General features: G+C 49.7%; 9 protein-coding genes. 8 read left to right on the forward strand and 1 reads right to left on the reverse strand.

Translation table 11 applies throughout. The features are described 5' to 3' along the window. Nucleotides 1-20 precede the first annotated feature (20 nt). From nusA to rluF, 6 genes are all read left to right on the forward strand, one after another. On the forward strand, nt 21-1,514 hold the full coding sequence (gene nusA / locus EZV72_RS07865; RefSeq protein ID WP_137166725.1) for a transcription termination factor NusA: 1,494 nt from the start codon (nt 21-23) through the stop codon (nt 1,512-1,514). 24 nt (nt 1,515-1,538) lie between these two features. Beyond that, a complete protein-coding gene (infB, locus tag EZV72_RS07870; protein ID WP_137166726.1) occupies nt 1,539-4,154 on the forward strand; it encodes a translation initiation factor IF-2 in 2,616 nt (871 codons plus the stop codon). A 79-nt stretch (nt 4,155-4,233) separates the two neighbouring features. After that, nucleotides 4,234-4,629 carry a 30S ribosome-binding factor RbfA gene (gene rbfA, locus EZV72_RS07875; protein ID WP_137166727.1) on the forward strand — a complete coding sequence of 132 codons (396 nt, stop codon included), beginning with the start codon at nt 4,234-4,236 and terminating at the stop codon, nt 4,627-4,629. Continuing rightward, nucleotides 4,630-5,592: a tRNA pseudouridine(55) synthase TruB gene (gene truB / locus EZV72_RS07880; protein ID WP_137166728.1), complete on the forward strand. Its 963-nt coding sequence runs from the start codon at nt 4,630-4,632 to the stop codon at nt 5,590-5,592. 123 nt (nt 5,593-5,715) lie between these two features. After that, complete coding sequence (gene rpsO / locus EZV72_RS07885) at nt 5,716-5,985, forward strand: 30S ribosomal protein S15 (RefSeq protein ID WP_137166729.1); 270 nt, start codon at nt 5,716-5,718, stop codon at nt 5,983-5,985. 124 nt (nt 5,986-6,109) lie between these two features. Next, nucleotides 6,110-7,006 carry a 23S rRNA pseudouridine(2604) synthase RluF gene (rluF, locus tag EZV72_RS07890; protein WP_137166730.1) on the forward strand — a complete coding sequence of 299 codons (897 nt, stop codon included), beginning with the start codon at nt 6,110-6,112 and terminating at the stop codon, nt 7,004-7,006. A 53-nt stretch (nt 7,007-7,059) separates the two neighbouring features. Here the strand turns inward: rluF and EZV72_RS07895 are convergent, their stop codons facing one another. After that, on the reverse strand, nt 7,060-9,465 hold the full coding sequence (locus EZV72_RS07895; RefSeq protein WP_137166731.1) for a TIM-barrel domain-containing protein: 2,406 nt from the start codon (nt 9,463-9,465) through the stop codon (nt 7,060-7,062). 545 nt (nt 9,466-10,010) lie between these two features. Here EZV72_RS07895 and EZV72_RS07900 point away from each other — a divergent pair. Continuing rightward, on the forward strand, nt 10,011-11,366 hold the full coding sequence (locus EZV72_RS07900; protein ID WP_137166732.1) for a hypothetical protein: 1,356 nt from the start codon (nt 10,011-10,013) through the stop codon (nt 11,364-11,366). A 69-nt stretch (nt 11,367-11,435) separates the two neighbouring features. After that, the gene (locus tag EZV72_RS07905) at nt 11,436-12,059 is read left to right on the forward strand and encodes a LysE family translocator (protein WP_217495192.1); all 624 of its coding nucleotides are present in this window, start codon (nt 11,436-11,438) and stop codon (nt 12,057-12,059) included. The last annotated feature ends 109 nt before the right edge of the window (nt 12,060-12,168 follow it).

Here is a 12,168-nt window from a genome sequence, read left to right on the forward strand (position 1 = left end):
GGAAGCAGAGTGAGGCGAGAATGAATAAAGAAATTTTGTTAGTGGCGGAAGCCGTTTCAAATGAAAAACAAGTGCCCCGTGAAAAAATCTTCGAGGCATTGGAATTTGCAATTGCCAGCGCCACTAAAAAGAAAAACGAAGGCGAAATTGAAGTGCGTGTCAGCATCGACCAGACAAGTGGCGATTTCGACACATTCCGTCGCTGGCTGGTTATTCCTGATGATCAGGAACAGGCTAACCCGTATGCCGAACTGACCCTGTCGGCGGCGCAAATCGACGAGCCAGAAATTCAGCCGGGCGATTATGTAGAAGAGCAGATTGAATCTATTAAGTTCGACCGCATTACTACACAGACTGCCAAGCAAGTGATTGTGCAAAAGGTGCGTGAAGCAGAACGTGCTCAGATGATCGCTGAATATGAAGATAAAGTGGGTGAACTGGTAACCGGTACGGTTAAAAAAGTGAACCGCGATAATATCATCATTGATCTGGGTAACAACGCTGAAGGCGTGATTTACCGTGATGACATGCTGCCACGCGAAACATTCCGTCCGGGTGACCGGGTGCGTGGTCTGTTATATGTGATTCGCCCTGAAGCTCGTGGTGCACAGCTGTTTGTCAGCCGTACTCACCCCGATATGCTGGTTGAGCTGTTCCGTCTGGAAGTGCCTGAAATTGCCGAGGAAACGCTGGAGATTAAATCGGCAGCACGAGATCCTGGTTCACGGGCTAAAATTGCGGTGAAGACCAATGATAAGCGTCTTGATCCAGTTGGAGCATGCGTAGGTATGCGTGGTTCACGGGTACAGGCAGTGTCAGGTGAACTGGGCGGTGAACGGGTTGATATCGTACTGTGGGATGAAAATCCGGCACAGTTTGTTATTAATGCGATGGCACCGGCAGAAGTTGCTTCTATCGTGGTTGACGAAGACAGTAACATGATGGACGTGGCAGTAGAGGCAGATAATCTTGCTCAGGCCATCGGCCGTAGTGGTCAGAACGTCCGTTTAGCCAGCCAGCTTACTGGCTGGGAGCTAAACGTGATGACCATTGACGATCTGAACGCCAAGCACGAAGAGGAAAACTCAAAAGTGCTTAAACTGTTCACCGAGTATCTGGATATTGATGCAGAATTTGCTGGTGTACTGGTAGATGAAGGCTTCAGCACGCTGGAAGAAGTGGCGTACGTTCCGGCAAGTGAAATGCTGGCCATTGATGGGATGGACGAAGATATCGTTGAAGAGCTGCGTAACCGCGCTCGCGCCGTGCTGACAACCAAAGCGTTGGCAACTGAGGAGTCGCTGGAAGGTGCCGAGCCAACCGAAGCACTACTTAACCTTGAAGGGATGAGCAAACATATTGCTTACACTCTGGCAGCCCGTGGTATCAAAGACCTGGAGGAACTGGCTGAACAAGGTACTGATGATATCAGCGACATTGATGAACTGGACGAAGAAAGTGCCGGCAAGCTTATTATGGCTGCCCGTAACATTGTCTGGTTTAGTGAAGAATAAGGTCAACAAGGGGATTAACGCGTAATGGCAGAAGTATCTGTAGAAAAACTCGCCAGTGACATCGGAACGACCGTTGACCGTCTGGTTAGTCAGTTCGAAGACGCTGGTATCAGCAAACAAGCCGGCCAGCAAGTGACTGAAGACGAAAAGCGCGTGCTGCTTGACCATTTGAGCAAGCAGCATGGCAATGAAGGCGGCAATAATGAGCCGACCCGTATGACACTGAAGCGTAAAACTACCAGCACATTAAGTGTAGGTAAGTCTAAGTCAGTGAAAGTTGAAGTACGTAAAAAGCGTACTTATGTGAAGCGCAGTGAAGTTGACGATCAAAAGCGCAAAGAAGAGGAAGAAGCTCGCTTGCAGAAAGAAGCGGAAGAAAAAGCAGTAGCCGAAGCTGCTGAAGCGAAGCGCCTGGCGGAAGAAAAAGCCCGTCAGGAAGCCGAAGCGAAACAGGCCGCCGAAGCGGCAGCCAAAGCCGAGCAGGAAAAAGCCGCTCAGCAGCAGACTGCCAGCACAGAAGCTGAGCCTGAACCAGAGCGTGAACTGACTGAGGAAGAAAAAGCGGAAGCGGAAGCAGCTCGTCAGGAAGAAGAACGTCTTCGTCAGGCGCAGGAGAAAGAAGCGCAGAAGAAGTACGAAGAAGAAGCTAAGCGTGCGGCCGAAGAAGCCCGCAAGCTGGCCGAAGAAAACGAGCGTCGCTGGAAGGAAGAAGAAGAGCGCCGTAAACGCGAAGAAGCCGAAGAAGTTCATTTGCACTCTAATCGCTACGCGCAGGAAGCTGAAGACGAAGAAGATATGCAGGTAGAGCGTTCTACCCGTCGTCGTAAGAAGCCGAAGAAAAACGCAGGAGAACATTTGAAGCAAAGCTTTAAAAAACCAGCCCAGCCGGTTGAACGTGTTGTTAAACTGGGCGCCACCATTAGTGTGGGCGAACTGGCCAGCCGCCTGGCGGTCAAATCTAATGTCGTTATCAAAGCCATGATGAAAATGGGTGAAATGGCGACCATTAATCAGGTCCTGGATCAGGATACTGCCACACTGGTCATCGAAGAGATGGGCCACAAGTATGAACTGGTTAATGACAATGCCCTGGAAGATGAACTGTTAGCTGATGGCACGGGTGGTGAGAAATCTCACCGTGCACCGGTTGTGACCATTATGGGTCACGTTGACCATGGTAAAACATCACTGCTTGACCACATTCGTCGTGCGAAAGTAGCTGCTGGCGAAGCCGGTGGTATTACACAGCATATCGGTGCTTATAAAGTGGCAACCGAAACAGGCGACATCTGCTTCCTGGATACTCCAGGACACGCCGCCTTTACCGCGATGCGTGCCCGTGGTGCGACAGCAACAGATATCGTTATTCTGGTTGTTGCCGCCGATGACGGTGTTATGCCGCAAACCAAAGAAGCTATCCAGCATAGCCGCGCAGCGGGTGTACCGCTGATTGTTGCGGTCAACAAAATGGATAAAGAAACTGCCGATCCTGATCGGGTGAAAAACGAACTGTCTCAGATGGAAGTTATTTCTGAAGAGTGGGGCGGTGAGCACCAGTTTGTAAACGTATCGGCAAAAACCGGTATGGGTATCGATTCACTGCTTGAAGCGATTAACCTGCAAGCTGAGCTACTGGATCTGCAAGCTGTTCCAACTGGCCCGGGTCGCGGTATTGTTATTGAATCACGTCTGGACAAAGGTCGTGGTCCGGTAGCGTCTGTACTGGTACAGGAAGGTGAGCTGCGTGCCGGGGACATTCTGCTGTGTGGTGAAGAATACGGTCGTGTTCGTGCCATGCGCGATGAAAACGGCGTCGAAATCAAATTAGCTGGTCCTTCTACTCCGGTAGAAATTCTGGGGCTATCTGGCGTACCGATCGCCGGTGAAGATGCCGCTGTGGTTAAAGACGAGCGTAAAGCCCGTGAAGTAGCCTCTAAGCGCCACCAGAAAAAGCGTGAGCTTAAACTGGCTCGTCAGCAGAAAGCCAAGCTGGAAAACATGTTTGCCAACATGGCATCTGGTGAAGTCAGCGAGCTGAACATCGTACTTAAAGCCGACGTTCAGGGCTCAGTGGAAGCCATTGCAGAGTCACTGGCTAAACTGTCTACTGATGAAGTAAAAGTTAACATCGTAGGTAGTGGTGTTGGTGGTATCACCGAGACTGATGCGACGCTGGCAGCTGCATCTGGCGCCATCGTGCTGGGCTTTAACGTGCGTGCTGATGCGTCTGCGCGTCGCGTACTGGAAGCAGAAGAAATTGACCTGCGTTATTACAGCGTTATCTATGACCTGATTGATGAAGTGAAAGCGGCCATGAGTGGTATGCTGGCTCCAGAATTCAAACAGGAAATCATTGGTCTGGCTGAAGTTCGTGATGTGTTCAAGTCTCCGAAACTTGGTGCAATTGCCGGTTGTATGGTGACCGAAGGTATCGTGAAGCGTAGTGCGCCAATCCGTGTACTGCGTGATAACGTGGTTATCTATGAAGGTGAGCTTGAATCACTGCGTCGCTTTAAAGACGATATGCAGGAAGTTCGTAACGGTATGGAATGTGGTATCGGCGTTAAGAACTACAATGACGTTAAAGTAGGCGACCAAATCGAAGTATTCGAAGTGGTTGAAATTGCCCGTCAGATCTAAATCTGTCAAAGGTATCTACTAATAAAAGCGGGGGCCAGGCGCCCCCGTTTTTGTCTGTGAATGATAACAGGAGTACATTATGGCCCGGGAATTTTCTCGCACCGAACGGGTAGGTCAGCAGGTCCATAAAGAAGTGGCCAGCATTATCCAGAACGAATATAAGCATCGTGTGGGTGACCTGCCATTAATTACTGTGTCAGACGTGGAAGTATCCCGCGATCTGTCCTATGCAAAAATTTATGTCACGATTTACGGCGAAGACGTAGATGGTAAAGCGCAAATCAAGCAACTGGATGAAGCCAAAGGCTTTATTCGCAGTCTGCTGGCCAAGCGTATTCGTATGCGCGCGGTACCTCAGCTGGCATTTTATGAAGATAAATCTATTACCGAAGGGATGCGCATTTCTAATCTGGTGTCTGAAGTTGTCGCCAAAGACGAAGCGCGTCACCAGGACGACGAGGACGAGCAGCAGTAAATGGCAAGGCGTCGTAAAGGCCGTGCAGTAAACGGCATTGTATTACTGGATAAACCTTTAGGTGGGTCGTCTAATCAGCTGTTACAAAAAGTGCGCTGGTTGTTTCAGGCGCAAAAAGCCGGACATACCGGTGCGCTTGATCCACTGGCCAGTGGCATGTTGCCCATTTGTCTGGGCGAGGCAACCAAGTTTTCACAGTTTTTGCTGGATGCCGAGAAAGCCTATGAAGTGACGGCCAGACTGGGTATTCGTACCACCACGTCTGATGCCGACGGCGAAGTGGTGGAGCAAAACCCGGTGACGGTCAGTGAAGCGCAGGTGCGTGAAGCTTGCCTCAGTTTCCTGGGGGCCAGCAAGCAAATTCCCTCTATGTTTTCAGCATTAAAACATCAGGGTAAGCCACTGTATTACTATGCTAGGCAGGGCATCACTATTGAGCGTGAAGCCCGGGATATCACGATTTACGAACTGGATATTGTAAATATTAGTTTGCCGGATGTCACCATGCGGGTTAAGTGCAGCAAAGGCACCTATATTCGCTCCCTGGTAGATGATATTGGTCAGCTGCTGGGGTGTGGTGCTTATGTAACACGCCTGCACCGGACCGAAGTGGCAGATTACCCGACTGACAAGATGGTCACGATTGAACAGCTTGAAGCATTACGCGGTGCCGACGACGCACCTGACTTTGCTGCAATGGATGGGTTACTTTTGTCCATGGATACTGCGGTGCACCGGCTTGAATCTGTTGAGATCTCCGCAGCGGCGCGCCAGCGTTTTGACAATGGTCAGAGTGTTCAGGGCACCAGCGAACAGCACCCCGTGGCAGGACAACCATACCGGGTCTATTGCGATAGCGTATTTTTAGGCGTGGGTGAAGGTGTGATTGCGCCGAAGGATCAACCCGCTGCTGCCGGTACGGACACGGTATTTATTAACCCCAAGCGTCGGGTGGTATGGTAAGTCACGTCACAGAAATTTTCTGTGAGGGCTTGATAAACCGTGTGCCATCTTTATAATACGCGCTCTTATCTGACTGGCTGAATTAGTGATCGGCCAGTCTTCATTTCCTAACTGGAGAATATTATGTCACTAACTAAAGCAGAAACCGCGCAAATCATTGCTGATTACGGCGTAAAAGAAGGCGATACAGGTTCTCCTGAAGTACAAATCGCTCTGTTGACTCACAACATTGCTAAGCTTCAGGGTCACTTTGCAAGCCACAAGCAAGATCACCACTCACGTCGTGGTCTGCTGCGCATGGTTAGCCAGCGTCGTAAGCTTCTTGATTACCTGAAAGGCAAGAACGCACAGCGTTACCTTGACCTGATCAAGCGTCTGGGCATCCGTCGCTAAGCATAGGTTTCATCATGAAAAGCGCTCTTATGAGCGCTTTTTTTGTTTATAGCACACCATACTGCTTTTGCTTTAGCCGGCAGGTATAATTCAACGACTCTATTTCTTTCAAAAGGCATTCAGTTTGACAGCAGATAACGCAAAACGTCTGAATAAATATATCAGTGACACCGGGCTTTGCTCACGCCGTGAGGCCGATAAACTGATAGAAGAACAGCGCGTGACGATTAATGACAAAAAACCTGAGCTTGGTACCAAAGTGGGGCCGGGTGATCGGGTAAAAGTTGATGGCCGCCTGATTGGCGCTGTTGCCAAAGACAAGTCTGATCGTATTTATCTGATGTACAACAAACCAATAGGCATTACCTGTACGACCGAGCGCCATGTGAAAGGCAATATTGTGGATGCAATAGGCCACAAGCAACGGATTTTTCCCATCGGACGACTGGACAAGCCCTCTGAGGGCCTGATCCTGCTGACCAGTGATGGTGATATTGTGAATAAAATACTGCGTGCAGAAAACGTGCACGACAAAGAATATGAAGTGACGGTTGATCAGCCTGTCAGTGAAAAATTTATCAGAAAAATGGCATCCGGTGTGCCTGTTCTGGGTACGGTAACCAAGCCATGTACGGTGAAACCTACCGGCAAATTTACGTTTACCATCATTCTAACCCAGGGATTGAATCGTCAAATCCGGCGCATGTGCGAGTTTTTGGGATATAACGTTACCAAGCTTAAGCGTAACCGCATTATGCATATGGAGCTGGGCAACCTGAAGCCGGGTCAGTGGCGTAATCTGTCCGAGCGTGAACTTACCGAGCTTAATAAAGCCGTGAAAGGCTCCAGCAAAACCGCCCGGGATGGCCACAGCGCCGAGGTGAAAAAAAACACTGTGAAGCGGGTTGAAGTGAAAGCACCGGCGCGAAAAGACACTGCTAGTAAGCCGGGCAAAGGAAGAACACTGTCGCTGGGCCGTAAACAAGAGTCAGGTCCAAAAAAGTCCACGGGTCGCCGTTAACCAGCGGACTTGATTGAAGCAATTCAGAAGATGACGGGTTGACCGGTCACTTATTACAGCGTTATTGAAAAGGCGGTTGGCTGTGTGTTGGAAACCGTTGTGGTGATGCTCAGCAGCCTGTTTGTCTCATTCCATTCCCAATTTTTTTGTGTGCTTACTGGCGGGGCGCTTTGCAGCCCGTGTATGTGCCACGTGATAGTGCGTGTACCGGGCATGTCAGGGTAGTGACCCTCAGGGGTAACCGACAGTTCCAGTGATTTGGCGGACTGCACCGCGCTAAAATCGACGCGCAGCAATTTCCCCTGCTGCAGGCTGTCAGCCGCCTTACCATCATCTTCATACCAGGTATAACCGGACTGCCCGACCGAGCCATCGGCCCAGTAGTGCATGGTCATCGTATCAGCCTGGTAATCAGCGGTGCGTGACAAACCAGATTGCATAGGCATAAATGCGCCGGCTTTAACATATACCGGAAGTGTTTCGGGTGTGGTTGCTGCCTGAATTACCCGCCCGCCGGTGAGTCTGGTATCGTCAAAAAAATCAAACCAGATACCGTCAGGCAGGGTGACATCCACCTGTTTGACATCTGGCTCTGCGATCGGTCTCACCAGCAGCGCATCGCCCCACATAAACTGACTGGCATTATCAAAATACCGGGCAGGCTCAGTAAAAGACATTGGGCGCATCAAAGGCATGCCGGTCAGACTGTTTTCAATGCTCAGACTGTAATTATAAGGCAACATGGCGTAGCGCAGCTTGATAAACCGGCGGGCAATTGCCTTAGTGTGTTCATCATGAAAAACCGGTTCTGGTGCGATACCTTCGTGCGCATGAGGACGGAATACCGGAAAGAATGTGCCGGCCTGTAACCAGCGGGTATATAACTGAGCGTCGAACTTATCGCCACCGGCAAAACCACCTAAATCAGAATGAGTATAGGCCAGTCCGAACAGACTCATTTGCAGCGACAGTTCGATTTGCGCATTCAGACCGCCCCAGGTGCGTGACACATCGCCGGTCCAGGGCATCATGCCATAGCGCTGACTGCCCAGAAAACCTGAACGCATCAGCAGAAAAGGACGTTGCTCAGGGCGGGCGTTCAGAGTATTGGTGTATACCATTTCAGCCCATTTATGCCCGTAGCCGTTGTGTACCTCGTCAGCCGACCAGGTGTGTTCCTGCCAGTTGTGTAACAGGGTGCCAGGATGTACTTCCGGCTCGCCAAGGTCTCCCCACCATCCATCTATTCCCTGATTCAGCAGGCGCTCATAGTACTGCCAGAACCACTGCTGTGCTTTGGGGCTGAATATATCGACCAGGCCGGTGTTACCAAAGTAGAAGTCAAACAGGTGTGGCTTACCATTGATATTTTTGGCCAGGATGCCGGCATCCCTGGCACTGCTGTATTCACTGGAGCCGGATAAAATAAAGGGCTCTGTGATCACCACGGTGTGGATGTCCTGTTGTTTAAAGTCGCGAATCATGGCAACCGGATCCGGAAAAGCATTGGTATCCCAGTTCAGGTTACCCATATGCCCCTGAATGGTATTGCCAAACCAGTATAAATCCAGCACCACGGCATCCAGCGGAATGTCATCCTGATTAAATTTATCTACCACATCACGGGTTTCCTGCTCAGTGCGATAGCCAAACCGGGAGGCAAAATTTCCCAGAGCCCAGCGCGGAGGCAGAGGCTGCTTTCCGGTAACCGTGGTAATTTGTTTAACCAGTTCGGGCAACGACGCTGCCATAGATACGATATACGCCAGTCTTCCTCCGGCTATTTCAAACTGTAGCTTATCAGGTTGTGTATGGCCGATATCCAGATAGCCGCTGGCCGGGCTATCCAACATGATGGCATAACGGCTGGATGACATAATAGCCGGCAGGCCAAAATACATCTGATCCACCGGCTCATCAGAATACCCATACGCTGCTTTATTGTATAACGGCATACGGTGCCCGCGCCGGTTCATACCCAGCACGCGCTCGCCGCCGCCCATGATTTTTTCATCCGGCGCTAGAGCAAACTGTATACCGCGAAAGGTGTTATAGAAAAATCCGCCGGCTGCTTCACTGACCTTGGTGCCATCCGCATAAATAAAAGAGAGCCGGAGCGGGGAGCGATCCACCTGAAGTTTGATGCTTCCCTGGCTGAATGTGAGTGTTTGCGGGCTTTTTATGGTCAGTGAAAACGGTGTTTCAGCGCGCATCAGGTGCGGATTGATGGCCAGCGATGGCATCAGTGGCTCACCACTTTTTTCATAGATGACTTCAAGGCTCTGACTGGTGAGCGGCTTTACCGTCACGGTAACATTGTCAGCCCGCTGCAACCGCAGACTGTCACCGGTTACTTCATAGCTGACTAAATCAGCCCCGCAAGTTACCGCGGAAAAAACAACAAAAAATATAAACAGGCAGCGGCGCATAATGGCCGCAATAAACAACGATGAGTGCATGGTTTTTATGGAGCAGCACGGTTGATAACCGTGGCTGCTGTGTCAGCAATTTATCAGGACAGGCACAATAACGGTTAATGCCGTGTTAATAAATGCGCTGCATACGTATTCAGGCTGAACGCTATATTACTGGACCCGGACCGAACGACCACTTTTGTTTGGCAAATTGGAGTGGGTGTCCAAATAAATAACGCTATGGGTGTCCAATTAAATAGCGCTATGGGTGTCAGGTTAACGGTCGCGGCAGTAACAGGGCATTGTGTTATGGGTGTCAGATTAACGGTTGCGGCAGTAACAGGGCATTGTGTTATGGGTGTCTGGTTAACGAGCGCGGCAGTAACAGGGCATTGTGTTATGGGTGTCTGGTTAACGAGCGCGTCAGTGACAGGGCATTTTGCGATGGGTGTCCGATTAACGGTTGCGGCAGTGACAGGACATTTTGCTGTGGGTGTCTGGTTAGAGAGTAATATTAATTTTGGGGTGGTTAAAATCTGGACAGCATAGTTAGCCTGCTGGTAGTCTGACTAAAAACAAAGGGACTTATTATGAAATTATGGACTATGGCAGGGGTCGCCCTGTGCTCGTCGGTAGCTGGCATGTCGATGTCGCATGCGAACGAGATAGCTGTGCTGAATTACTATCCGGCATGTGATTACAGCGTGGTGGGGGAAGATACTGCGGTTAAGTATATCGATATTCAGGGTAAGCTGGTACAGGCAAAGGACGTTCAGCCCGTATTGCCGCAACTTATTAAAACATTAAAGACAAAAGCAAAAGAGTCCGGTGCAGAAGCGCTGGCACTGACCAAAAGAAATGTGCACAAGCGCGAGTCCGGAAAAGCATCAGTGAGTCTGACCGGCCAGTTTATCGGTGCCTGTAAAAATCACAGCAAGCTAAAGGCAAAGGCGACCCCTTTGAATGCCAGCGGTAGTCCACAGGAGTTAGTGGAAATGTCCACTGTATCAATCAAATATGCGCATACAATCGAGCTTACCGACACGATCAAAACGCCTGAACTGGGCGACAATCATCTGATAGCGCCCCACGGCAGTCTTTATGGTCTGAAGCTAAGCAGTAGTTATGAGGATGTGGTTGAGCGATTCGGCACACCGGTGTTTGAATTTGCCCCTGCATCTGGCATACGTGTGCTGGCTTATGGCAGAAGTCACTGGTTGTGGTTTAAAAACGAGCGTTTTGTACGTGCGGCCAGTTATAGCGATACCTTTAAAAACGAGTTTATTAATCATTTGGAATTTGATGAACGTTTTGATGATCGTAACTGGGAGCTGCCGGGCCAGGTGCATAAGGGCGACATCATCACACCTGAACAAATTGAACAATTTAATCTTCTGGCTGCCGGCGGTGACGCGCGATTGTCGCTGGTCACCGAGCAATTACTTAAAAATAATCAGCAATACACCCGCACTGAAGTGACAGGTTTTACACTTCAAAGCACAGCAAATCCTGTTAAATCCCAATGGGATTTTACGTCGATTGAGAATGAAGCCCTGCGAGAGTTTGCCAGTTTGCTGAAACAAAAACACGAAGATGAATTGATTGATATCCGTCACGTAAAAGCACAGGCCATTGGGCAGAGCCGTAAAAACAGCGGCCGTTATCTGTATTTGTATGATGCCAATACACTGGTTGAAGCCATTGGCTCGTCGGTAGCTGAAATTTCTGTAAGTCCTGATTTACTGAAAAGTGCCGGTAAACAGTGGAAATTTGACCAGTTTTACTTTGGTCAGCCATTGCAGGAAGTGATGAATATCGCACCGGATAATGTTTTCCACTATCGCGATACCGTTGAGCTGGAACAAAATGGCTATTTTGCTACGTTGTTTTTAAACGACAATAATGGTGAGCAAACCGTGTATGCAATGAAGATATCCGTGATGTAGCGATATCAGCTTGAATCGCCGGGTTGCTGGATGCATGATGCAGCAACCCCAATTCCTTGTAAGCGATTTTTGATGTCTCTGTCACTGCTCAGTGTTTTTATTCCCACTTTCTTTTTTGTTTCAATTACGCCGGGTATGTGTATGACGCTGGCATTATCTCTGGGCATGCAGTTCGGATATCGGCGCACAGTCTGGATGATGCTTGGCGAAGTGATTGGCGTGGGACTGGTTGCTTTGTCTGCTGTGCTGGGCGTAGCGGCTATCATGCTTAAGCTGCCGTGGCTGTTTACCCTGATGAAAATCGCCGGAGCGGCCTATCTTTTTTATATCGGTTTGAGTATGTGGCAATCCAAAGGCCGTCTGGCTTTGCAAGCCGATGAGGTATCTCTGCCAGCCCGCTCCCGGTTGCAGCTAATCGCGCAGGGTTTTACAACCGCAGTCGCTAACCCAAAAGGCTGGGCCTTTATGATTGCACTGCTGCCTCCTTTTATTGAACCACAGCAATCACTGACCTATCAGCTCCCTTGGCTGATTGCCATTATTATGTGTTCTGAGTTTATTTGTATGTCAATTTATGCCACAGGCGGCAAGGGCCTGAAAAAGCTGCTGGCTCAGTCCGGGCATGTACAACGCATGAATCGTATATCAGGTAGCTTAATGCTCGGCGTAAGCATCTGGTTGCTACTCAGTTGAATCAGCTGTCAGATAGTTTTAGCAGGTCGGTCCACTGATTTAAATCAACATTTTTCGTCTATGCACATTGTTCGTCTGTCGGTTTCTGTGGTTAACTATGGACAGCAAA

The sequence above is a fragment of the Salinimonas lutimaris genome, assembly GCF_005222225.1.
GTDB classification, from domain to species: Bacteria; Pseudomonadota; Gammaproteobacteria; order Enterobacterales; family Alteromonadaceae; genus Alteromonas; species Alteromonas lutimaris.

What these genes read in the sequence shown, in the direction of transcription:
- EZV72_RS07900 (WP_137166732.1), top strand. Translation starts at nt 10,011, where the DNA reads ATGAAATTATGGACTATGGCAGGGGTCGCCCTGTGCTCGTCGGTAGCT.
- EZV72_RS07895 (WP_137166731.1), bottom strand. Translation starts at nt 9,465, where the DNA reads ATGCACTCATCGTTGTTTATTGCGGCCATTATGCGCCGCTGCCTGTTT.
- truB (WP_137166728.1), top strand. Translation starts at nt 4,630, where the DNA reads ATGGCAAGGCGTCGTAAAGGCCGTGCAGTAAACGGCATTGTATTACTG.
- infB (WP_137166726.1), top strand. Translation starts at nt 1,539, where the DNA reads ATGGCAGAAGTATCTGTAGAAAAACTCGCCAGTGACATCGGAACGACC.
- rbfA (WP_137166727.1), top strand. Translation starts at nt 4,234, where the DNA reads ATGGCCCGGGAATTTTCTCGCACCGAACGGGTAGGTCAGCAGGTCCAT.
- rpsO (WP_137166729.1), top strand. Translation starts at nt 5,716, where the DNA reads ATGTCACTAACTAAAGCAGAAACCGCGCAAATCATTGCTGATTACGGC.
- nusA (WP_137166725.1), top strand. Translation starts at nt 21, where the DNA reads ATGAATAAAGAAATTTTGTTAGTGGCGGAAGCCGTTTCAAATGAAAAA.